This is a genomic window from Acidiphilium acidophilum (assembly GCF_033842475.1).
Taxonomy (GTDB): Bacteria; Pseudomonadota; Alphaproteobacteria; order Acetobacterales; family Acetobacteraceae; genus Acidiphilium; species Acidiphilium acidophilum.
The window spans coordinates 39330-62677 of sequence record NZ_JAWXYB010000018.1 but is presented as its reverse complement, the minus strand read 5'-3'; the positions used below and the strand labels follow the sequence as shown (position 1 = coordinate 62677).

Annotated in this window: 21 protein-coding genes and 1 pseudogene; 17 read left to right on the top strand and 5 right to left on the bottom strand. The window is 63.8% G+C overall.

The features are described 5' to 3' along the window. Positions 1–486 precede the first annotated feature (486 nt). Positions 487–2433: a methyl-accepting chemotaxis protein gene (locus SIL87_RS02970; RefSeq protein ID WP_319612752.1), complete on the bottom strand. Its 1947-nt coding sequence runs from the start codon at positions 2431–2433 to the stop codon at positions 487–489. Between the two features lie 325 nt (positions 2434–2758). Here SIL87_RS02970 and SIL87_RS02965 point away from each other — a divergent pair, with 325 nt between their 5' ends. Both SIL87_RS02965 and SIL87_RS02960 read left to right on the top strand, forming a co-directional pair. Beyond that, positions 2759–2956, top strand: a complete 198-nt coding sequence (locus tag SIL87_RS02965; RefSeq protein ID WP_319612751.1) for a hypothetical protein — start codon at positions 2759–2761, stop codon at positions 2954–2956. Positions 2957–3148: 192 nt separating this feature from the next. Next, on the top strand, positions 3149–3334 hold the full coding sequence (locus SIL87_RS02960; protein WP_319612750.1) for an ArdC family protein: 186 nt from the start codon (positions 3149–3151) through the stop codon (positions 3332–3334). A 39-nt stretch (positions 3335–3373) separates the two neighbouring features. Here SIL87_RS02960 and SIL87_RS02955 read toward each other — a convergent pair whose 3' ends face one another. After that, positions 3374–4555 (bottom strand): IS256 family transposase, encoded by a 1182-nt coding sequence (locus tag SIL87_RS02955; RefSeq protein WP_319612316.1) that lies wholly within the window; start codon positions 4553–4555, stop codon positions 3374–3376. 104 nt (positions 4556–4659) lie between these two features. Between SIL87_RS02955 and SIL87_RS02950 the strand changes: the two genes are divergently transcribed. The 5 genes from SIL87_RS02950 to SIL87_RS02930 all read left to right on the top strand — a co-directional run bounded on the left by SIL87_RS02950 (position 4660) and on the right by SIL87_RS02930 (position 8395). After that, positions 4660–5571 carry an ArdC family protein gene (locus tag SIL87_RS02950; protein ID WP_319615895.1) on the top strand — a complete coding sequence of 304 codons (912 nt, stop codon included), beginning with the start codon at positions 4660–4662 and terminating at the stop codon, positions 5569–5571. After that, positions 5571–6092 carry a hypothetical protein gene (locus tag SIL87_RS02945; protein ID WP_319612749.1) on the top strand — a complete coding sequence of 174 codons (522 nt, stop codon included), beginning with the start codon at positions 5571–5573 and terminating at the stop codon, positions 6090–6092. Before SIL87_RS02950 ends, SIL87_RS02945 begins: the two co-directional genes overlap by 1 nt. Before the next feature lie 120 nt (positions 6093–6212). Continuing rightward, positions 6213–7394: an IS256 family transposase gene (locus SIL87_RS02940; protein ID WP_319612316.1), complete on the top strand. Its 1182-nt coding sequence runs from the start codon at positions 6213–6215 to the stop codon at positions 7392–7394. 62 nt (positions 7395–7456) lie between these two features. After that, positions 7457–8155 (top strand): phosphoadenosine phosphosulfate reductase domain-containing protein, encoded by a 699-nt coding sequence (locus tag SIL87_RS02935; RefSeq protein WP_319612748.1) that lies wholly within the window; start codon positions 7457–7459, stop codon positions 8153–8155. Between the two features lie 48 nt (positions 8156–8203). Then, positions 8204–8395, top strand: a complete 192-nt coding sequence (locus SIL87_RS02930) for a hypothetical protein (protein ID WP_319612747.1) — start codon at positions 8204–8206, stop codon at positions 8393–8395. A gap of 46 nt (positions 8396–8441) precedes the next feature. On the opposite strand, the gene SIL87_RS02925 is transcribed toward SIL87_RS02930, so the two are convergent. Beyond that, on the bottom strand, positions 8442–8915 hold the full coding sequence (locus SIL87_RS02925; RefSeq protein WP_319612746.1) for a hypothetical protein: 474 nt from the start codon (positions 8913–8915) through the stop codon (positions 8442–8444). A gap of 313 nt (positions 8916–9228) precedes the next feature. On the opposite strand from SIL87_RS02925, the gene SIL87_RS02920 reads away from it, so the two are divergent. From SIL87_RS02920 to tnpC, 10 genes and pseudogenes are all read left to right on the top strand, one after another. Further along, complete coding sequence (locus SIL87_RS02920; protein WP_319612745.1) at positions 9229–9627, top strand: hypothetical protein; 399 nt, start codon at positions 9229–9231, stop codon at positions 9625–9627. A 10-nt stretch (positions 9628–9637) separates the two neighbouring features. Continuing rightward, complete coding sequence (locus SIL87_RS02915; RefSeq protein ID WP_319612744.1) at positions 9638–10051, top strand: hypothetical protein; 414 nt, start codon at positions 9638–9640, stop codon at positions 10049–10051. After that, entirely contained in the window at positions 10026–10361 is a 336-nt protein-coding gene (locus SIL87_RS02910; RefSeq protein ID WP_319612743.1) for a hypothetical protein, read from the top strand. The genes SIL87_RS02915 and SIL87_RS02910 overlap by 26 nt, the downstream gene beginning before the upstream one ends. A 117-nt stretch (positions 10362–10478) precedes the next feature. Next, on the top strand, positions 10479–15701 hold the full coding sequence (locus tag SIL87_RS02905; protein WP_319612742.1) for a helicase-related protein: 5223 nt from the start codon (positions 10479–10481) through the stop codon (positions 15699–15701). After that, entirely contained in the window at positions 15698–16444 is a 747-nt protein-coding gene (locus tag SIL87_RS02900) for a hypothetical protein (protein WP_319612741.1), read from the top strand. Before SIL87_RS02905 ends, SIL87_RS02900 begins: the two co-directional genes overlap by 4 nt. A 250-nt stretch (positions 16445–16694) precedes the next feature. After that, positions 16695–18503: a ParB N-terminal domain-containing protein gene (locus SIL87_RS02895; RefSeq protein WP_319612740.1), complete on the top strand. Its 1809-nt coding sequence runs from the start codon at positions 16695–16697 to the stop codon at positions 18501–18503. 61 nt (positions 18504–18564) lie between these two features. After that, on the top strand, positions 18565–18714 hold the full coding sequence (locus SIL87_RS02890) for a DUF2958 domain-containing protein (protein WP_319612739.1): 150 nt from the start codon (positions 18565–18567) through the stop codon (positions 18712–18714). 216 nt (positions 18715–18930) lie between these two features. Further along, on the top strand, positions 18931–19356 hold the full coding sequence (gene tnpA / locus SIL87_RS02885) for an IS66-like element accessory protein TnpA (protein ID WP_319612738.1): 426 nt from the start codon (positions 18931–18933) through the stop codon (positions 19354–19356). Next, positions 19353–19700 carry an IS66 family insertion sequence element accessory protein TnpB gene (gene tnpB, locus SIL87_RS02880; RefSeq protein WP_319612737.1) on the top strand — a complete coding sequence of 116 codons (348 nt, stop codon included), beginning with the start codon at positions 19353–19355 and terminating at the stop codon, positions 19698–19700. Before tnpA ends, tnpB begins: the two co-directional genes overlap by 4 nt. Before the next feature lie 83 nt (positions 19701–19783). Next, a pseudogene (gene tnpC, locus SIL87_RS02875) lies at positions 19784–21301 on the top strand (IS66 family transposase); the annotation flags it as partial. A gap of 139 nt (positions 21302–21440) precedes the next feature. Here tnpC and SIL87_RS02870 read toward each other — a convergent pair. Beyond that, positions 21441–22442 carry a tyrosine-type recombinase/integrase gene (locus tag SIL87_RS02870; protein ID WP_319612624.1) on the bottom strand — a complete coding sequence of 334 codons (1002 nt, stop codon included), beginning with the start codon at positions 22440–22442 and terminating at the stop codon, positions 21441–21443. Further along, positions 22439–23260, bottom strand: coding sequence for a tyrosine-type recombinase/integrase (locus SIL87_RS02865; RefSeq protein ID WP_319612735.1), 822 nt, complete (start codon positions 23258–23260; stop codon positions 22439–22441). The genes SIL87_RS02870 and SIL87_RS02865 overlap by 4 nt, the downstream gene beginning before the upstream one ends. Positions 23261–23348 lie beyond the last annotated feature (88 nt).

Below are 23348 nucleotides of genomic sequence, written 5' to 3'. Positions count from 1 at the left end.
GCAAATAACGTCATTTCTACTCCCAGGCGGCACCGGTGTTGCTACGATCGCGGCTGTGAAAGCGGAGGCGAGGCAACAAGCTGAACATATCACAGAGACAGTTAACAACGAGTATATGCCGTCGCGAGCGCCAAACTGGCGGCGATCGAGCGGATGCAGCGCGAGGCGCAGCTGCCGAGCTATGGTGGAATTTGGGTGACGGCGGTGATCAGGCGGCGTTCTGTGCTGGCGTCTCGATCACCTCGACGCCGTCCCGGAAAGTAGTGCCCTAAACGACCTTGGGCAATTGGTTTTCTCCGTTGAGTTTGCGCCAGGTTTTGGGGGTGCGGTGCCGAGTTTGAAGACCATGAGCCGGGCGGTTTCACGAGAACGGCGCCGCTTCCATCTTAATTCCCCCGGCGTTGCTTCTCACCGCAGGATCCAATCAAGTTCCAACGTGAACTCCGCGGGTGGTCCACGCATGATAACCCTCATGTATAATCTCGGTCAAAAATCCTCCCATTTTTCGGCGGTGTTGCTGACGATCTCGAGTTTGCGTCCACCGGCGGTGGCGGCTTTTGGTGTGGCGGCGCGTGCGGGCGGTGTGGGGCGGGGGACCGGTCTGGGGGATACGTGGCGCGCCGGTTGCTCGGTGGTGGCTTCGCCGATTTGGAACTTGGCTATTAGGACGGACAGATCTTGGGTTTCCTGAGCCAGAGCGTGGCTTGCGGCGGTTGATTGTTCGACCATGGCGGCGTTCTGCTGGGTGACTTGATCCATTTGGTTGACCGCCACGTTGACCTGATGGAGACCGGTTGCCTGTTCCTGGGCGGATGCGGCGATCTGAACGACGACGCTGTTGATTTCGCCGATCTGGGTGACGATGCGTTGCAAGGCCTTGCCGGTCTGGCCGACGAGGTCGACGCCGGAGCCGACCTGCTGGGTCGAGGTGGAGATCAGGGCCTTAATTTCCTTCGCGGCGTCGGCCGAGCGTTGGGCGAGGGCGCGCACTTCGGAGGCGACGACGGCAAAGCCGCGCCCGGCATCGCCGGCGCGGGCGGCTTCGACCCCAGCGTTGAGCGCGAGCAGGTTGGTCTGGAAGGCGATTTCATCGATCACGCCGATGATGTTGCCGATCTGCTGGGAGGAGGCTTCGATGCCGCTCATGGCGGCGACGGCTTCGCGCACCACTTCGCCGCTGCGTTCGGCGTCGGCCTGGGCGGTGCCGACCACTTCGCGGGCGTGGCTGGCGCCTTCGGCGGTGCGGCGGACGGTTGCGGTGATCTGGTCGAGGGCTGCGGCGGTTTGTTCGAGGCTGGCCGCCTGTTGTTCAGTACGGCGTGACAGATCATCGGCCGCGACCGAGATTTCGCCGGTGCCGGCGCGGATGGCGGCGGTGTTGGCGGTGATAATCTTCATGGTGTCCTGAAGCTTTTCCATCGCCGCGTTGAAGTCGCTGCGCAGGCGTTCGTATTCCGGTGCGAAGCTCTGGCTGAGCCGGAAGGTGAGTGCGCCGGCGGCCAGTTTTTCAAGGCCGGCGGCGAGGGATTCGACCACAAAGGCGAGCTGCTTGGCGGCGGTTTCACGTTCCGCTTCGCCGCGCTGGCGCAGAACCTCGGCCTCCTGGCGGGCTTGGGTAGCCTCGCCTTCGAGGCGGATTTTCTCGATGCCTGCGTCCTTGAAGACCTGCACCGCGCGTGCCATGCTGCCGACTTCGTCACGACGATCGCTACCCGCGACGTTGGCGGTCAGGTCACCGCCGGAGAGCTTCATCATGGCGCCCTGCAAGGCATTGAGCGGGGTGACCAGCCAGGTCCGGATGGCAAAGAAGCCGCCGGTGAGCACGACGGCCAGACCGAGCAGAATCGCGGCGAAGGTTAGCATGACGGAATGGGCCGCATCGGCTTTCAGCGTAACCGCTTCGGCATCGGTTTGGTGGCTCAGCGCAATGGCGGCACCGAATGCGCGCGCGACGATCGGCCTGAAGGCAGGCTGGCAGTCACTCAGGTAAGTCGCCTGCGAGGTCAAGACGGTGGTGCCCTCCGTGGCGGCGGCCCCCTGTTTGATCCCTAACTCGCAGGTCTGGTTAAGCAGTTGATCCGCATCGGCCCTGACCGCGTTGATCGTGGCGGCCTGGGATGAGCTGAGGGATGCGGCCTGGGTATAGAAATCATCAAGCTGGTGATGTGCCGTTTCTAGCTCCTGTTCCGCTTTTTTTTTGCCAGCGGGAGTCACCGCGATCAGGAGGTTGGCGATCGAAGCCTCCGCCGTCATCATGGCGCGATTACCGCGGGCGACGAGGTAGGATGCTCTGTTGTCGTGGTTGATCAGATTGTCGTAGGATCGGGCTGTGCTGGAGAGTTGGCCGGTGGCGTAGAACGCCATGGCGATGGTAAAGACGCCGAAAGCGCCCATGATCGACAGGAATTTCAGGATGATCGACAGGTGCTTCATCAACGGGGCTCCGAAAATAGGCGTCAACGCTTATGGCTGCGTTCAACCTGGGGAATATAGAGAAACCGTTACGAAGTGATTAATCCTGAAGCGTAAACATACAGTCTGAGTCAGATCTTCCTCATTCGTGGTGCTCGCTCCCATCTCGGCTAACAAGTCTTATTCACCTGTCTCAGGCATTTGCTGGCAGGAGCGGTTCAAGTCTCTGACTTTATGGAAAGATATGGTCGCTGACGGCAACTATGAGCGGCTGGGGCCGGCCTTGAAGCGCTGAAGACGACGCGATCCTGCGGACCCATTAAGGGAGGGATCGTGCGGACCGCCCATGATGGCGGCATCTCGATCACCGATCTGGCTGCGGCAACTGGACCGCGATCCCACCATCGTCTCGAAACGCGCCCGCTCCATGGGACTTCCGTTCGCCGCCCGGTTGCGCCGGGCACCCCGAACACCGCGTGCCGGACGCGAGCTGGTGACCCGCGCCAGTATTCTCGCGATGGCAGGTCCCACCGACGGACCCTGACGAGGGACGCGATGCCGCATGCGGACCGGGTGCCGCAAGGGGTAGGGCCTCGCCATGCTCGCCGGCGCGGTGCGCCGGCTGCGCGTGGCTGCGTTTCCCGCGGGGCGGGCGAAGAGGCCCGCCCCGCGCCCTTGCCGCCCCCGGCCCGAGGCGGCCCGCGAATGGATGTTTTTCAGGAAAGGAGAACAATCCATGCGCAACCCGAAATGCCACCGGCCCCATCGGACCCATCGTCCCGCCGCAACCCCGCGCGACATCTATCAGGAGGTCACGGACAAGATCATCGCCGCCCTCGAGCGGGGCGTCCTGCCCTGGCAGCGCGGCTGGGATCAGGTCGCGTGCGGCGCACCGATGAACCCGACCACCGGCCGGGTCTGATTGAGCAACCTGATGTCTGGAAAATAGGGCGAGCGGGGGTCAGGCATCCTGGTAGTCCCACTTGATGTAGCCCTTGGTGTCGGCGGCCCATTTTTCATCGATTTCGACGAGGACGGCGCTGACGAGGCGTTCGAGGGAGGCTTCGTTGGGGAAGACCCTGATTTTGGTGGTGCGGCGTTTGAGTTCCTGCTGGATGCCGCGTTCCATGGGGTTGGAAGTGCGAAGCCGGCGCTGGTGGGGTTCTGGCAGTGTGAAGACGGTGAGGCCTTCGGGGATATTTCGTTCGAGCCAATCGGCGAGCTTTGGTGCGGTGTCGCGATAGGCATTGACGAGGGTTGTGAGAGCGATCTGGGCAGCGGCGAGGGAATTTGCGTTCCAGACGGTCCGGAGTTCTGCGCCGATGCGTTTGCGGATGGCGTGGTTGGGGGCGTGGTGGATGGCGTTTTGGGCGAGGTGGAACTGGCATCGTTGCCAGTGTGCGGCGCCGAAGACGGCGCGGCGTGCGGCGTGCAATCCGGCATGGTCATCGGAGACGATGAATTCGACGCCTCGCAGGCCACGCTGATGGAGGCTTTCGAGGAAGGCACGCCAATGGACTTCGGCCTCGGAAAGGGCGACCGAGACGCCGAGGACACGGCGGCGTTCATCGGGTCCGATGCCGATGGCCGAGAGCACGGCGGCATCGCGGACGACGCCATTATCGCGCATTTTTTCATATCTGGCGTCGAGGATGAGGTAGCGGATCTCGGCGAGGGGTCGGGTGCGCCAGGCGGCGAGTTCGTCATCGAGCAGCTTGCTGGCGCGGCTGACCTGAGCGGAGGAGAGGCTTTCGATGCCGAATTCGCGCATGACGGCCTCGACGTCGCGGGTGGAGACGCCTTTGATGTACATTTCGGCGACGGCGACCATGACGGCGCGGACCGAGCGTCGGCCGCGTTCGAGGGACTGTGGGTAGAAGGGTTCGCCCACGTGACCGGCGGTTTTGGGGACATCGACGGTGATCGACCCGGCCGGGGTATCGATCCGCTTGGGCTTGTAGCCATTGGCGTAACCCTGACGATCGGGGTTGCGCTCGTAGTGACTGGCGTGGAGGAAGCGTTCGCGCTCGATCTGCATGGCGAGTTCGAAGGTCCTGGCAAATACCGTGGCGATATCGCCTGCGCCGTTTTCGATCAGATGTTCCAAAAGTGCCTCGATAATCGTATCCTTTTTGGCGTCCATTCATCGGTCTCCATGTTGGTGTGAACAACTGCATGGAATACCAGAATGAACAGCCCTTGCCGGGGCATGCCCCGGCAAGGGCACCAACTCCCAACCCAAAATGAATTTCCAGACGTCAGGTTACACCACCCCGGGTCTATCGCGGGATCAACAATCTGATGCTCGGCCTCACCCAGGATCTCCGCTTCAACGGCGATCCGCGCTGGTGTTCCTATCGCCAGGCTAAAGAGCGCGGCTGGCAGGTCCGCAAGGGCGAGACCGCCACCACCGTCGTCTTCTACAAGCGATGCCTCCGCAAAGGCGATGCTGGCAACGCCAGCGGTGGTGGGGAGGCCGGGGGATCGGGCGGGCATAGCCACAGTGGCGATGACTACAACCGGTACTTCCGCCTGCTGCGCACCTCGCCGGTGTTTCACGCCTCGCAGATGGACAATGTGCCCGTCTATTGCCCACCGGATCTCTCGACCCAGCCTTGGCGCACGCCCGAAGCGGTCGAGACGATCCTGACGAACAGCGGTGCCCGGATCGATTACGGCGGATCGAGCGCGTGCTTCATTCCGGCACAGGATTGCATCCGCCTGCCCCCGAAAGCCGCGTTCCGCAGCGATGCCGCCTTTGCGTATACCGCCCTGCATGAGGCTGGCCATTACGCCTACGCCGCACCCCGGCTCAATCTGAGCCAAGGCGGCCGGTTCGGCTCAGCCGCCTATGCGTTCGAGGAACTGGTGGTCTCGATCGCGTCGGTGAATGTCTGCACCGTGATCGGCGTTGCGGCCGAGATCGAGAACACCGCGAGCTACGTTGCCGATTGGCTGACCGTCCTCAAATCCGAGAAGAAGGCGATCTTCCGGGCCGCAGCCGACGCCCAGCGTGTCGCGGATTATCTGCTGGCTTTCCACCCCGATTACGCGGCCAGCGTCGCCGCATCCGCCTATCGCGATGATCAGGATGACGACGCGCTGGCCGAGATCGATCATGAGGACGAGGGCGGGGTCGAACTCGCCGCGGCGGCGTGATGGCGGCCGTTGGCAGACTGGACGCAGGGCAGGGGAGGGGACAGACCGACCCCGGCTTGCTGCGATACGAGTTCGGCAGGTTCGGAGATGACCGGCAGGCCAAACTCGATCTGGGTGACGATCCCGGCGATCGTTCGTTCGATCATCCGATCGCGCTGACGCAGGAGATCTGCCGGTTGCTCGCTGCCAGTGCGGCGGTTGCGGTCGGCGTCTCCGGGGGCAAGGATTCCGGAGCGGTGGCGATCGCGGTCGACCGCCACCTGCGCACCATCGACCATGCCGGTCCCCGCATTCTGATCCATGCCGATCTCGGTCGCGTCGAATGGCAGGACAGCCTGCCGGCGTGTCGTCGACTGGCCGGAGCGCTGGGATGGGAACTGGTCGTGGTCCGGCGCAAGGCTGGCGACCTGTTGCACCGATGGGAAGCGCGCTGGACCAACAACGTCGCCCGGTACGCATCGCTCGAATGCGTCCAGATGATCCTGCCGTGGAGCACACCGGCACTCCGCTTGGTGGTGTAACCTGACGTCTGGAAATTCATTTTGGGTTGGGAGTTGGTGCCCTTGCCGGGGCATGCCCCGGCAAGGGCTGTTCATTCTGGTATTCCATGCAGTTGTTCACACCAACATGGAGACCGATGAATGGACGCCAAAAAGGATACGATTATCGAGGCACTTTTGGAACATCTGATCGAAAACGGCGCAGGCGATATCGCCACGGTATTTGCCAGGACCTTCGAACTCGCCATGCAGATCGAGCGCGAACGCTTCCTCCACGCCAGTCACTACGAGCGCAACCCCGATCGTCAGGGTTACGCCAATGGCTACAAGCCCAAGCGGATCGATACCCCGGCCGGGTCGATCACCGTCGATGTCCCCAAAACCGCCGGTCACGTGGGCGAACCCTTCTACCCACAGTCCCTCGAACGCGGCCGACGCTCGGTCCGCGCCGTCATGGTCGCCGTCGCCGAAATGTACATCAAAGGCGTCTCCACCCGCGACGTCGAGGCCGTCATGCGCGAATTCGGCATCGAAAGCCTCTCCTCCGCTCAGGTCAGCCGCGCCAGCAAGCTGCTCGATGACGAACTCGCCGCCTGGCGCACCCGACCCCTCGCCGAGATCCGCTACCTCATCCTCGACGCCAGATATGAAAAAATGCGCGATAATGGCGTCGTCCGCGATGCCGCCGTGCTCTCGGCCATCGGCATCGGACCCGATGAACGCCGCCGTGTCCTCGGCGTCTCGGTCGCCCTTTCCGAGGCCGAAGTCCATTGGCGTGCCTTCCTCGAAAGCCTCCATCAGCGTGGCCTGCGAGGCGTCGAATTCATCGTCTCCGATGACCATGCCGGATTGCACGCCGCACGCCGCGCCGTCTTCGGCGCCGCACACTGGCAACGATGCCAGTTCCACCTCGCCCAAAACGCCATCCACCACGCCCCCAACCACGCCATCCGCAAACGCATCGGCGCAGAACTCCGGACCGTCTGGAACGCAAATTCCCTCGCCGCTGCCCAGATCGCTCTCACAACCCTCGTCAATGCCTATCGCGACACCGCACCAAAGCTCGCCGATTGGCTCGAACGAAATATCCCCGAAGGCCTCACCGTCTTCACACTGCCAGAACCCCACCAGCGCCGGCTTCGCACTTCCAACCCCATGGAACGCGGCATCCAGCAGGAACTCAAACGCCGCACCACCAAAATCAGGGTCTTCCCCAACGAAGCCTCCCTCGAACGCCTCGTCAGCGCCGTCCTCGTCGAAATCGATGAAAAATGGGCCGCCGACACCAAGGGCTACATCAAGTGGGACTACCAGGATGCCTGACCCCCGCTCGCCCTATTTTCCAGACATCAGGTTGCTCAATCCTCCGCTTCTGCACATCGGAGATGAAGACCCGCATTATCGCCTCCGCCCTCGCAAAACGCTTCCCCGATCGCCCGATCCTGAACGTCACCGGGATCCGGCGTCAGGAAAGTGCGGCGCGGCGCGGCAGGCCGGTGGCAGCGCGCGATCCCCATCTGACCAGCGGAAAGCGTGAGGCCCAGATCTGGAACCCGATCATCGAATGGCCGGTCGAACAGGTCTGGCAAACCCTCGATGATGCCGGGCTCGAAATCCACGAAGCCTACCGGGTTTACGGCTCGAGCCGGGTTTCTTGCGCGTTCTGCATCATGAGCTCGATCGGTGACCTGCGGGCCGCTGCCTCCTGCCCGGATAACCACGAGATCTACCGCGCCATGGTCGATCTCGAAGCGCGCTCGACCTTCGGCTTTCAGGGGAATCGCTGGCTTGCGGACGTCGCGCCGGACCTGCTCGATGCCGAGATGCGGTCTGCCGTCGCGAGCGCCAAACGGGCGGCGATCGAGCGGATGTGGCTCGAGGCGCGACTGCCCCGGCACCTGCTCTACGTCAAAGGCTGGCCGACAGCGGTGCCCGGAATCGAAGACGCCGAACTGATCGCGGGGATCCGCCGCAGGATCAGCACTCTTCTCGCCATCGACGCGGCCTATCTGACCGGCCCCGCCGTGCGCGATCGCTACCGCGACCTGATGGCCGCGCAATCGCCCGATCAACCTCTGCACTGAAAGGATCACTGCTCATGACCGGCACCATGGACGAGGACAGCATCCTCGATGCGATCGATGCTGAAGGCGAAACCCCCACCTGCGTCAGCGCTACCCGGCCACGATCTTCCGCACTGGTGGGTGGCGGTCCACGCCACCGTCGACACCCGTTGCGACGGAGGCCCCTTCGCACAGATCGACACCGACGTGACGATCGAGGAGTTGCGCGAAGAGATCGCCGCAACCGAAGCGGCCCAATAGACGCAACGATCGGCTACCGCGTCCGTCCCGGTCGTTCAGGTGCGGTTCAGGTCTTGATCTTGCCCCGTTTAACGATCGGTTTCTTCGTCGGCTTGGGAGTAGCCGTTGGGGCTGTCTTGGACTCCGGCGCACTGACCGAGGATGGAGACGGCGATGCGTCTGGAACCGGGGCAGCTTCGAGGAGCGGTGATGCTGCAATGGATTTTTCCAATTCAGCCTGCAGCATTTTGATCTGAGCCAGGACATCTGTCAGGCTCTTGCGGTCGGCCTGGCTCTTCATCTGCAGGGTGCTGTTGGTTCTCTCGAGTTCTGCAACCCGATCCCGCAATTCCTGAACTGAAAGCTGCGGCTTTTCCGCAGCGGCGACCGTCTTTGCCGGCGGCGTTTTTTGCACTTTCGATGCGACCTTCACGGGAGGCTTGGCGACAACCGGTTTCACTTTTGCGGGTGCAACTTTTGCTTTCGGGGGGACCTGTTCCCTGCTTGATTGTTTCGATGATTTTTTGATGTTCTTGGGCATAGACAGTTCCTATCGGTGATCCTTCGCGATCTAACGCAAATCCTGAAAATTGAAAGAGAAAACGGAGGACAGCCGAACAGGAAAATCGGCTACCGCATCCGTCTTGTCCGGCAAGGCGTGGGTCCTCGCCATGCTCGCCTGCCCGGGGGCAGGCTGCGCGTGGCTCCGGTCCCGCGGGTCGGGCGAAGCGGCCCGCCCCGCGTCCTTGCCTGCCGTCGCCGGATCGCGGTCGCGCGATGGGTAGATTCGAGAAATCCAGACGAACGCGAAAGGATTTCGATCGGATCTCACCCCATCGAAGGAGATCCCTCCCATGTCAGCATCCCAGGAATCCCTGCCGGGCGAAGCGCCCGCGCAACCGATCGGCGCGGAGCCCGAACGCTACCGGTTCTTCAGCACCAAACTCCATCGCCTGGTCTCCTACCGCGAGGATGGCGCGGTCTATGTCCGCGAGGTCGGCGGGGATTGGGTCCGCACCCGCGCGTCCGCCGAGACCGATGCGATCCGGGCCGAACGCTTCGCACGGGCCGCGCTCGCGATCACGGCGCTGCCGGCCTGGGCGCGGGCGATCAGGGATCTGCCCTCGATGGTCGAGATCGAACGCTGGTCGACCGACAGCGTGGTCGAGGCCACCGATGGCGAGGAGGTCGAGCCCGACGGTCATTCGCCCGATGGCGCGCCGTCATGGCTGCTCGCCCTCGGCATGATCTGAGGAGGCACCAATGATCCCTCCCACACGCCGTAACGGCAATGCCGAATTCCTCGATGATCTGATCGCCCAGTCATGCGCGACCAAAGGCGGGCATCTGTGGATCAACCCCTCGCAATGGACGCTCTACGTCAGTTGGGGTCGCACCATCTCGGGCTACGACCTCGACGCCATGAAGGCCCGGGTGCTCGCAATCGGCGGTGCCGTCATCGATGTGCGTCACGCCGATCCCGATCAGGTGCTTCATCTCGCGTTCAGCGGGCCGATGATCGCGGTCGGCGAGGACCCCCGGTTCATCCTCTGCGATGCCCTGTCCTACGACAGCCTCGAGATCATCGCGGCACGTTATCGCAGCGCCGGTGCCGATATCCACAACATCCGTGATCCGCAGGAGGCTGGCGATGCAACGCTATCGCTCCCGGCGTGACCGCCTGATCAAGCAGCACGGTCGGGTGACCGACAAATACCGCCTGCATGCCTGGTGGCTACGCGGCATGCTCGACGAGGTGACCCGGACGGGTATGTCGCCACTCCATCCCGATCTTCAGGATGAATACGAGAACGGGGCCTGGTGCGCCCGGCACGGCTACGTCCGGATCACCGATATCAGCCGGTTCAAACGCCTGATCATCGAGACCGAACGCGGCCGCCCCTACCAGCGGGGCCGCTTCGCGCAGGAACACCCCGATCTGCTCGCCGCGATCGAACCGATGAGCGGCGGCACGCCCTTCGACTGAGGTCGTTCTCCGGCGGTTGGCGACCGCCGACCGCCGGACGCCTGATTCTCCCCTCAACCCACCGGAACGCCGCCCCCACGGGCGGCGTTCTTCGTTCGTTCCAAAGGATGACACATCATGCCCATCAACCCGTTCGATCAGAGCGGCCAGTTCAGCCTCGACCTGTTCGGCTCCACCGCGCTCACCCCGGCCGACCTCACCCCGGTGGGACTGATCCGCATCCCGATGAAGGAAGACCCGATCCATGATCATGACGCCCCGGAGGACGAGATGCCAGCAGGGCAGGGGGCTCATGCTGCCCTTGCGGCATTGCCTGCCACCGGATCGCGCGCCGCGAATTTTCGTCTGACCGGCGATCGCGGCCTTGCCGCCGGCTGGAAGAACCGCGCCCGCGACAATCTCGCCGCGATCCGCCTCGTGCGCGCGATCGAAGCCGCCGCGCGTCCGGCCACGCCGGAAGAGCAGGCGACGCTGATCAAGTTCTGCGCCTTCAGCAGCACCGAACTGGCCCAGAGCGTGTTCCGCCGCGCCGGCGAGGCGTTCCGCCCCGGGTGGGACGAGATCGGCACCGATCTGGAAACCCTGGTCAGCGGCTATGAGCGGGCCGGGCTGATGCGCGCGACCCAGTATGCCCACTACACCCCCGAATACCTCATCCGTGCGCTCTGGAACGCGGTGGAGCGCCTCGGCTATGAAGGCGGTCGCATCCTCGAACCCGGCTGCGGCACCGGCCTGTTCCTCGCTCTGGCCCCGGAGACCATCGCCGCGAACAGCCATTTCACGGGGATCGAGGCTGATCCGGTGACTGCGCGTATCACCCGGCTCCTGTTTCCGGAAAGCCAGATCCGGCAGGAGGATTTCACCAAGGCGAAGCTCGCCGGGGATCTCGATCTCGCGATCGGGAACCCGCCCTTCTCGGACCGGACCCAGCGGCTGATGGAGGTCACGCCGCCCGTCGCCCTCTCGCTGCACGATTACTTCATCGCCCGCGCGATCCATCATCTGCGCCCCGGCGGTCTCGCTGCCTTCGTGGTCAGCCGCTGGACCATGGACAAGACCGATGCGACCGCGCGCGAGATCATTGCCGCCCGTGCCGATCTGCTCGGCGCGGTGCGCCTGCCCGCCGGGGCGATGCGCGCCGATGCCGGCACCGACGTCGTGGTCGACCTGCTGCTGTTCCGCGCGCGCGGGGATGACGAGATCCCCGGCGCGGTGAACTGGATCGGCACCGGCGAAGCCCTGCCCGCATCGGACGGGGAACCCGCGATTGCGATCAACCGATATTTCCTCGACCGGCCCGGGCAGGTGCTCGGCACTCATGACCGGACCAGCAGCCCCTACGGGCTGATCTACACCTGCAAGGGCGATACCGGCCCCGCGCTGCAGGATGCTCTGCGCGAGGCGCTGGCGACCCTCCCTGCCGGCGTCCACACCCCCGATCCGGCGCGGTTCCGCAAACCCGACGAGATCGCTTCACCGGTCTACACCGGCACCGCGGCCGAGGGTGCGACGATCCGCGAAGGCAGCTATCTGGTGATCCGCAACCGGCTGCATCAGGTGATCGACGGCATCCCGACCGAGATCGCGGTCAAGCAGAAGAACTCCAGGCGCGATGGCATCCCGCTGCTCTCGGCGCAGATCATCGACGCGCTGATCCCGGTGCGCAACGCGGTGCGCGCGGTGCTGCGTGCCCAGGAGGCCAACCTGCCGTGGCAGGACGCCCAGAAGGATCTCCGCCTCGCCTATGGCCGGTTCGTCCGGAGCTACGGGCCGATCAACAAGACCGACATCGTGACGATCACCGACGAGGAGACCGGCAAGACCCGCGATATCGTCCGCCGCCCCAATCTCGCCCCCTTCGCCGACGATCCCGATGTCTGGCTGGTCGCCTCGATCGAGGAGTACGATACCGACACAAGGCGCGGGCAGCATGGCGCGATCTTCGACCGCCGCGTCATCGATCCGCCGGCGGATCCCGCGATCGAGACGGTCACGGATGCGCTGACCATGTGCCTGCACGATCGTGGTGCCCCCGACCCCGACCACATCGCCGAACTGATCGGCAGCACCGCCGAGGCGGTGATCGCCGACCTTGGACCCGCGATCTTCCTCAATCCGGAGACCGGACGCTGGGAGACCGCCGATGCCTACCTCTCCGGCCCGGTGCGGACCAAGCTGGTCACCGCCCGTGGCGCGGCACTGGATGACCCGCGCTTCGAGATCAACGTCACCGCGCTCGAAGCCGCCCAGCCGGTCGATCTGAAACCCTCCGAGATCACCGCGCGGCTCGGCGCGACCTGGATCCCGACCAGCATGATCGAACGCTTCTGCACGGACATCATCGGTGTCCTCACCAAGGTCCACCATGTCCGCGAGATCGGCAGCTGGTCGCTGAATACCAGCGCCTTCGCCGGGGTCGGGGCCTGCACCACCGAATGGGGCACCGGGCGCCGCCACGCCGGCGAGTTGCTCGATGACGCGCTGAACTCGCAGATCCCGCAGATCTGGGACATCTGGATGGAGAACGGGACCGAACGCCGCCAGCTCAACGTGATCGAGACCGAGGCGGCCAAGGAGAAGCTGACCAAAATCAAGACCGCGTTCCAGTCCTGGATCTGGACCGATGCGGAGCGCGCCGAACGGCTGTGCCGGATCTACAACGACCTGATGAACAATCTGGTGCCCCGGCATTTCGACGGGTCGCACCTGACCCTGCCCGGCGCATCCAGCGTGATCAGCTTCTATGCCCACCAGAAGCGCGCGATCTGGCGGATCATCGCCGATGGCGCGACCTATATCGCGCATGCGGTCGGGGCCGGCAAAACCTTCTCGATGGCGGCTGCGGTGATGGAGCAGAAGCGCCTCGGCCTGATCACCAAGGCGATGATGGTGGTCCCCGGCCATTGCCTCGCCCAGGCGAGCCGGGAATTCCTGCTGCTCTATCCGACCGCCCGCATCATGGTCGCCGACGAGACGAATTTTGCGAAGGCGAAGCGCCAGCGCTTCATCGCCCGCGCCGCGACGGGGGAATGGGATTGCATCATCATCACCCACTCCGCCTTCAAGTTCATCGCGGTCCCGGCCAGCTTCGAGCGTGGCATGCTTCAGGAGCAGATCGCCGCGATGGAGGACATCCTCGCCTCGGTGGACAGCGAGGACCGGATCAGCCGCAAGCGGATCGAGCGGATCAAGGAAGGCTTCGAAGCCCGGCTGGAAACCCTCGGCAGCGACAAGGACGATCTGCTGACGATCAGCGAGATGGGGATCGACCAGATCATCGTCGACGAAGCCCAGGAATTCCGCAAGCTCAGCTTCGCGACCAACATGGCGACCCTCAAGGGCGTCGATCCGAACGGGTCGCAGCGGGCCTGGGATCTGTTCGTCAAGACGCGGTTCATCGACCGGAAGAACCCCGGCCGGGCTCTGGTGATGGCCAGCGGCACGCCGATCACCAATACCATGGGTGAACTCTACACGCTGCAGCGCTTCTTCGCCGAGGACATCCTGACCCGGATGGGTTTGCAGCATTTCGATGGATGGGCGGCAAATTTCGGGGATGCCCGCACCGATCTCGAACTTCAGCCCTCCGGCCACTACAAGCCGGTCACCCGGTTCTCGGAATTCGTCAACGTGCCGGAGCTGATCGATATCTTCCGCAGCTTCGCCGATGTCGTCCAGAAGGCCGATCTGCGCGACTATCTGAAACTGCCCCGGATCGCCACCGGCAAGCGCCAGCTGGTCGCGGTCGAGCCGAGCGAGAACTTCCGGGCCTATCAACGCTTCCTCGATCACCGGATCAAGGAGATCGAGGCGCGCAAAGGCAAGCCGCAGAAGGGCGATGATATCCTGCTCTCGGTGATCACCGATGGCCGCCATGCCGCGATCGACCTGCGCCTGGTCACCCAGGGCGGGATGCCGGACCCTGGCAGCAAGCTGAACGCCATGATCGACAAGGTATTCGAGATCTGGCGCGACACGGCGGCACGGCAATATCTCGATGCCAGCGGTGAACCTTACCCCAACCGGGGCGCGGGTCAGATGATCTTCTCCGATCTCGGGACGCTGAACGTCGAGAAGACCCGTGGCTTCTCGGCCTATCGCTGGATCAGGGACCAGCTGGTCGCGCGCGGCGTGCCCGCCGGAGAGATCGCCTTCATGCAGGATTACCGCAAGGCGGCGGAGAAACAGCGGGTGGTCGCCGACTTCAACGCGGGCAAGGTGCGGGTCCTGATCGGATCGTCGCAGACGCTCGGGACCGGTGTGAACGGGCAGAAGCGGTTGGTCGCGTTGCACCATCTCGATGTGCCGTGGCTGCCCTCGGACATCGAGCAGCGCGAGGGACGGATCGAGCGGCAGGGCAACCAGAACGAGGAGATCGCGATCTACGCCTATGCGACGCAGACCAGCATGGACGCGACGATGTGGCAGAACAACGAGCGCAAGCAGCGCTTCATCGAAGCCTCGCTGTCGGGTGATCGCTCGATCCGGCGGCTGGAGGACGCCGGGAGCCAGTCCAACCAGTTCGCGATGGCCAAGGCGATCGCCTCGGGGGATCAGCGGCTGATGCAGAAGGCCGGTCTCGAAGCCGAATTGGCCCGGCTCCGGCGCCTGAGCGATGCCCATATCGACGGCCAGATCGCGATCCGCCGCACCCTGAACGAGGCGCGCTGGACCATTACCGACGCTACGAAGCGGATCGCCGGGCTCGATCAGGACATCGCGCGGCGGATCGACACGCGCGGGGAAGCCTTCGCCATGGTTCTCGGCGAGGAGCGGTTCACCGAGCGCAAGCAGGCCGGATCGGTGCTGATCCGCACGATCATGGAGAGTGCCTGGGGAGAGACCGACGCGATTGCCGGTGAAATCGGCGGGTTCAAAATCTCGCTGCGGATCACCCGGAACCGCAAGGGCGGGATCGACAGCGCCAAGGTGCTCCTGCACCTGACCGATCGCCCGCTGCTGGTCGAGATGCCCGAGGAGATGAACCCGCTCGGCGTGATCGCCCGGCTGGAAGGCGCGTTGGTCCGCCTGGAAACCGAGCGCCAGCGGGCGGAGGAGGATCTGCGCAACGCCGAATACCGGATCGGTGAATACGAATCCCGGATCGGTGCTCCGTTCGAGCTGCAGGGCGAACTCGATGCCAAGCTCGCGGAACTGGCCGCGATCGACAAGGCGCTGGCCGCGAGCGAGGACGAAGCGAGCGCGACGGGTGGGGCAGGGGAGGCGGCTCTCGAATTCCCGGTCCTGTTCCACCGCCACGGCAGCTTCGAGGACGATGCGACCGATGATGTCGGTACGCCCAATTCGGATGACGACAGCGATCCCGCAGAGGGTCGTTGAGCGGGTCGATCCGTCCTGTCCCCCGCCCCGCGTTCCCCGGTACCATAGATCGGGCGAGCCATCACAAGACCGGCGGCTCGCCCACCGGGCTCCACACGCTTCGAGACCCTGACCCCAATCCTGACCACGCCACCCGAAAGGAGATCGCCATGCTGCCGATCGCGCTGTCGCGCGCCATCCGCCTGCCGCTGCTCACCGCCGATCCGTTCACGGCCACCAAATGGGACACCGGCGCCGACAAGGCGAAATTCGCCAACCACCTGCTCCGGTTCATCGCGGAGGATTTTCCCGAACGTCTGTTCACCAAGGCGTTTTACCATCGCCTCTGCAACACGTTCGGGCATATCGCCCACACCAATCATACCGGCTTCCGGGATGAGTTCTTCCGCAGCCGCGCCACGAAGATCGAGTCCCTCGAACAGACGATCACCCACCCCTGCTACGGCGATCCGGGCTGGACCTACAGCGACGTCGAGCGGGCCATCATCCGGCGGCTGAAAGGGACAGCTATCCTCGACTGGCACCGCCGATTGCTTGCACAGGAACACGAGGCGCGAGACCGGGCGGAATACCAACGCCTCGCCCGGAAATTCGAGCCGGTGAACAATCCCGCGCCCCCGGAACGGCAAGGCGCGGCGCACGTCCCGGCGACCACCACGGCAACCACTACGATGGCAACCGGGCCATCCGCCCCGCCGCCCCAAGCTGTAGCGACCCAACCCGATCTCTTCGCCGGGTTCTGATCCGACCATCGCGGCTTATCGCAGCCACGCGTCGCAGAGTGCCGTGCCCGGCAGCGCTGCGCTCCATCGCCGCCTGCGCCGCCCGGTCCCGCGTCGGCGCCGTTCCGGCCCGCCGCAGGACAGGGCGGCTCGCCGGCAATGGTGCCGGTCCCGTCACCCTGCACGGCGGGAATCACTTCCAGAATGAACTGGTAGGGAAAGCTGCGATCAAACCAGCCCAACCGACCCCAACGCACAAAAGGAGCTACCGATGAACCTGAGACAGGTTGATCCCAAGACACTCGTGCCCAATCCCGCCAACCCGCGGCGGACCAAACCAGACGCCGCCTACGAGGACCAGCTTGCGGCCAATATCCGCGAAATCGGCCTGATCCAACCGCCGATCGCCCGTGAGATCGACGGCAGGCTGGTGATCAAGGCCGGTGATCGCCGCACCCGCGCCTGCATCGCGGCCGGTCTCGCCACCATCCCGGTGCTGGTGATCGATGGCGATGACGCCAATCACGACAGCATGCGCGCCTTCAGCGAGAATATCGTGCGCGCAGGGCTCGGCACGGTCGACATGTGGCGCGCCATCGAAGCCCTCTGCGGCGATGGCTGGAGCGAGGACGGCATCGCCACCGCGCTCTCGCTGCCGCCGCGGGTGATCAAACGCCTGAAACTCTGCGGCTCGATCCATCCCGCCATCCTCGACCAGATGGCCAAGGGGGATGAACCGAACGAGCGGGATCTGCGCACCATCGCCAGCGCCTCACGCGAGGATCAGGCGGAAGCCTGGAAGAAGCACAAGCCGAAGAAGACCGAACGCACCTCGTGGTGGGAGCTGGCCCGGGCGCTGACCAAAACCCGGTTCTATGCCCGCGATGCCGAGTTCGATGCCAAGATCGCCAAGGCCAACGGCATTCTCTGGGAAGAGGACTTGTTCGCTCAGGACGGTCAGGATAACCGCTTCACCACCCAGGCCGATGCGTACCTCAACGCCCAGCATGAATATCTCAGCAAGAAGCTGCCCAAGGGGCACGTCATCCTGCCGTTGAACGAGCAGGGTGAACCGAAACTGCCCGCCAAGGCGACCAGGATTTATGGCGACAAGCCGGGCAAGGGCGAGATCGCCGGGCGCTACGTCAACGAACGCACCGGCTGCGTCGAAACGGTGATCTACCGCCTCCCCGCGCCAAAGCCGGTTGCGAAATCGAAGGCGAAGGGCAAGCCAACGGCCACTGCCGTAGCCGGGGCAGGGGGCTCAACGGACGAAGCCGGAGATGCCGGTGATGCAGGCGAGATCGAGACTGCGGCTGAATTCGTGCAAACGAGTTCCCGCCCGCCGGTCACCAAGGAAGGGCTCAAGATGATCGGCGACTTCCAAACCGACGCCCTGCATGAGGCGCTGGATAAGGTCGAGATCGACGATCAGACCCTGATTGCCCTGCTCGTGCTCGCGTTCGCTGGCGACAATGTGCAAGTCCGCACCGGCGAGAAGATCGAACCTGGCCAAATCTACCGCCGACGCAGCACGATCGCCTATCCGCTGATATCCGGCGGTGTTCTGACCTTCGATCCTGACACGATCCGGACTGGAGCGCGGGCCATGCTCAAGCATGCGCTCTGCATGCGCGACGGCTTCGGGATGCAGTCAGGGCCGGTCGCACGGATCGCGGGCAACGAGATCGACGCGGACCGGTTCCTGCCGAGCATGGCGACGCAGGAATTTCTCTCCTGCCTGTCCAAGCCCGAGATCGAGCGGATCGGCAGCGCGAGCGGCGTGCTGCCCCGACCGACCGGAAAGGCCACCCGCGCCGCCGTGGTCGATCGGTTCAAGACCGAACGCTTCGTCTACCCCGCCGCAAACTTCGCCCTGTCACAGGAGGAATTGACCAAGCTGGCGGAGACGCAGGCACGCCTTGCCGCGGCGAATGACGACGAGAGCGATGTCGCGATCGACGACGAGGCCCCCGATGGCCCGACCGAGGCTGACGAGGACCCCGAAGACGAGCCGGCGTCCGATGAAGCACCCGAAGCCGGATCACCCAGCCAGTCGGAACAGATGGCGGCGGAATAACGCTGCCCTCTCACCATCAACAGGCCGGGCGGGACCCACCGCCCGGCCCATGGAGACACCCATGCTCAACCCCGACGAACAACGAGCCACCATACTCGCGAACGGCCAAAGCGATGCCACCAACCCCGCCTTCGACCCTCACCCCGTCGTCAAACTGTTCGACCCCCTTGGCGGCGGCGCATGGCTCAACTCTAAAAAAATGCGGGGTTAGCGGGAGTTAGGTATCATTACGAGGGAGGAAATATTGATGGAGAGCCCCCCATGCGACGCTCGCGAGCGACATGCCGAAGTCCTACCAAGCTCCTCAAGAATCCGCTCATTGCGATATCAACCGTAACCATCCGGTCTGAGCCGCCTGCCGCTACGGGAAGAAGCCGCTCATAATAGCGCTGCTATGAGCTGATTCATATGGGGGGAGCTTTGGCGGATGGAGATCATCACGGGGACTGAGCGGCGACGTCGCTGGCGGGATGAGGACAAGCTTCGGATTGTCGCAGAGGCTGAGGCGCCGGATGCGGTATTTGCTTTGGTGGCACGGCGGCACGATATTTCGCGAGGGCAGTTGTGGAAATGGCGCGGGCAGGTTCGGCGCGGTGAGTTGGCACGGGTGCCGGTAGAGCCGGAGTTCATTCCGGTGCGGATGATGGCGAGTGCGGCGCTGTCGATGCCGCGGGGGTCTGGCAAATCAGCTTCGGTGGATGAGACCGATGCAGATTCTGTGTCGCACAAGCGGGCAGCGCGATCCGAGATGGGGCGGATTGAGATCGTGCTGCCGGACGGCACCTGTGTTCGGGTTGATGACGGGGTTGGGATGGCCGCCTTGCGTCGTGTGATGACGGCGGTGCGGCGATGATCCCGGTTCCAGCCGGCGTACGGATCTGGCTGGCGTCGGGGCACACGGATATGCGTCGCGGGATGAGGGGTCTCGCGTTGCAGGTGCAGCAAGGCCTGGGCCGGGAGCCATTCTGCGGTGACGTTTTCTTCTTCCGGGGACGCAGCGGATCGTTGATCAAGGCGATCTGGCATGACGGTGTCGGGTTATCGCTATTTGCGAAGCGTTTGGACAAGGGCCGTTTTATCTGGCCACAGACGACGGATGGGGCTGTGTCACTTACGGCGGGTCAGGTCGGTTATCTTCTGGAGGCGATCGACTGGAGAAATCCGCAACAAACCTGGCGGCCACAATCTGCCGGGTAAGTGCAAAAAATCAGGGTAAAAACCTGCTGTTTGCTACGGATTTCTGTAGCGAAACCCAAGCGGTTTATGATTCTATCCGATGCATGGATATCGATTCGCTGGCCCTGCCGGACGACATTGCCGCGCTGAAAGAGATCGTTCGAGGAGCGATGTCGCGAGCTGATGCCGCCGAAGCGGATTCAGCCGCAGCGCGCGCCGCGCAGTCCGATACCGCCGCCTATGTCGAGCATCTGAAGCTGCAGATCGAGAAGCTCAAGCGCGCCCTCTACGGCCCCAGGGCGGAACGCACGGCCCGGCTGCTCGACCAGATGGAGCTGAAACTCGAAGAGCTCGAGACCAGTGCCACCGAGGACGAACTACATGCCGAGCAGGAAGCCGCGAAGGCCAAAACCACGACTGTCGCCGGCTTCACCCGCAAGCGCCCGTCGCGCCAGCCCTTCCCCGAGCACCTGCTCCGCGAGCGGGTTGTCCTGCCGGGGCCGACCCAGTGCTTCTGCTGCGGTGGCTCGCGCCTGGCCAAGCTCGGGGAGAGTGTCACCGAGACGTTGGAATCCACCCCGCGAACGTTCAAGGTAATCCAGCATGTGCGGGAGAAATTCACCTGCCGCGATTGTGAGAAGATCAGCCAGGAACCCGCACCCTTCCACACCATTCCGCGCGCCTTCGCCGGTCCCAGCCTGCTCGCGATGATCGCCTACGACAAGTTTGGCCTGCATCAGCCGCTGAACCGCCAATCCGAACGGTTCGGCCTGGAAGGCGTTGCGCTCAGCGTCTCGACCCTGGCCGATCTGATCGGCGCCACCTGTGTCGCGCTTAAGCCGGTGTATGCCTTCATCAAAACCATGGTGTTCACCGGCGGTCGGATCCACGGCGATGACACCACCGTGCCGGTGCTTGCGCAGGGTCAGACCGATATCGCCCGCGTCTGGGTTTATGTGCGCGACGATCGACCGTTTGGCGGATCGGGTCCACCCTGCGCGGTGTTCTATTATTCCCGCGACCGCGCCGGCATTCACCCGCAAAGTCATCTTGCCGAATACAGCGGGATATTCCAGGCGGATGCTTATGGCGGCTACAACAAATTGTACGTGCCGACCCGATCCCCTGGCCCGATCATCGAAGCGGCGTGTTGGGCGCACGGGCGACGAAAATTCTTCGAACTGGCCGACATCGCTCGAAACGCCAAACGCCGCGCGCAAGGCAAGACGCCTGCCTTCGTCGCCCCGATGGCGCTGGCCGCGGTGCAGCGGATCGACGCGCTGTTTGAAATCGAGCGGGGCATCAACGGCCAGTTGCCGGCTGAACGCCTGGCGGCGCGCCAACAGCTCAGCGCCCCGCTGGTCACCGAACTGGAAAGTTGGATGCGTGCCGAGCGGGCCAAACTCTCGCGGCACAACGATGTCGCAAAGGCGATGGACTACATGCTGAACCGTTGGTCGGCGTTCACGCGGTTCCTGACCGACGGGCGGATCTGCCTGACCAACAACGCGGCCGAACGCGCCCTGCGGACCCTGGCTCTGGGCAGAAAATCATGGTTATTCGCCGGTTCCGACCGGGGTGGGGAAAGGGCCGCCATGATGTACACCCTGATCACGACAGCATTATGCCGGGCGCGGCATAATGCCGTTTATGCCGTCCGCCGAACTATGCCGAATGGTTTCCGAAAAATGCACGGTTGTCGAGTTTCTCTCGGTTCTTCCGTGGCAGTTGATTCCGTTTCATTCGGCATAGTTTAGCCAGTCAGAGCGCTTCCAAGAAGGCGAGTAATCGGTCGTCGGGGCGGAAGCGCGTTTTCTTTCCGCTCTGGTATGGCGTGAGCTTTGCCAATGCGGCCTCCTTGAGGGCGATATGTGCATGCAGATAGGTCTGTGTCGTCTCGATCGATTCATGACCGAGCCAAAGCGCGATCACGGAGCAGTCGACGCCCGCCTGCAGCAACTCCATGGCCGCGCTGTGCCTCAACACGTGGGGCGACACCCGCTTCGACTTTAACGACGCACAATTTTCGGTGGCGACCTTCACATACTTCGCCAGTAGCGACTGGACGCTGTCGGCACTGAGTCGCCCACCGTGCATGTTGGGGAACAGAACAGTTCCTCCTTTCCGGGCAGGCTCCTTCAGCCATGCCTGGAGCGCACCTCGAGCAATGGTGGATAGCGGCGTGGCTCGCTCCTTCCGCCCCTTGCCGACGCACCGGACATGAGCGCCGGCGCCGAGGTGGACTGCCTCCCTGTCGAGACTGATCAACTCGGAGAGGCGCAAGCCCGTCTGGACTGCTAGAAGCAGCAAGGTGTGATCGCGGCGGCCGAGCCACGTCGTCCGATCGGTCGCGGCGAGAATGGCCTCAATCTCGGGACGTGTCAGGAAGTGCACCTGTCGCTTATCGTGGCGCTTGCTCGGTATCGCGAGCACGCGCTGGATCAGCGCGCTGTGTGCCGGCTCCTCGAACGATACGAATCGGAAGAAGGCCCTGATGGCTGTAAGGCGCAGGTTGCGAGTCTTGGGGCTGGCACCGCGCTTCATCTCAAGATCGATTAAGAATCCACCGATAAACGGTGCATCTAGGTCGCTGAGTGCCAAATCCGAAGGGGGCTTATGGAGCCGCATTTGTGCGAACCTGAACAGTAGCCGGAACGTATCCCGGTAGGATGCGATCGTGTTGGAGCTGACGTTACGCTGGCGTATGAGCCACTCGGTGAAGTAGCGCTCGATCAACGTGGCGATATTGCAGGGGGGCTTCATGGCGTCGCCTCCCATCGCCGATCGAGGCACCGCGCCGCTTCTTCCATCAACTCAGGGCAGGCCGAGAGATACCAGTATGTATCGCGTACACAGGTGTGGCCGAGGTAGGTGGAGAGTGCCGGAAGTTTCTGTTCGACGTTCTTGCCTTCGCGATGCCAATCGAGCAGCGTCCGGATAGCAAAGCGGTGCCGGAAGTCATGCACGCGTGGCCCGGTACGATCGCCAGGGCGCCGCAGCCCGATCTCATGGGACAGGCGCCAGAAGACGCGATGGACGTACTGGTGCAGCAGGCGGCCACCCTGTTCGGCGACGAAGAAGGTCGAACCGCAGCGCGGGCCGAGATGCGCATCGCGCCGGTTGGCGTAGCTGCGCAGCGCGGCGCTGGTCGTTGGATGCAATGGCAAGAGTCGTGATTTGCCGAACTTGGTCAGCCGGACCGTCAGCACCCCCTTGTCGAGGTCGACATCGTCACGCTCAATCCCCATCGCCTCAGAGAGACGCATACCGGTGACCGCGATCAGGCCGAACAGTGTATGGTAGGTCCATCGCCGCAGGCCCCTCTCTGGCGGCAAAGCCAGAGCCGCCGCCAGCAGATCATCGATTTGCGCGTCGCTGTAGATATGAGGCTTCGCACGCTTCCATCCCGGCAGGACGCCGGCTGGGGGTACCTCCGTTGTCGGATCGAAGTTGGAGACATGGCGCGCGAACCCGCGCACGTCGCTCAACCGCAAAGCCCAATACGCATGCCGATCAGGCGGCAGTGTCGCCCATTCCATCGCGAGCTTGGTAGTGATGGTTTTAGCCTTGCGCTTCTCCATGAATGCGACAAAGTCGCGGAGCCGCCGGGTTTGTTGCTCGTACTTATATCCAAGTCCCTTGCGCATACTTAGATATTTCTCGAGAGCG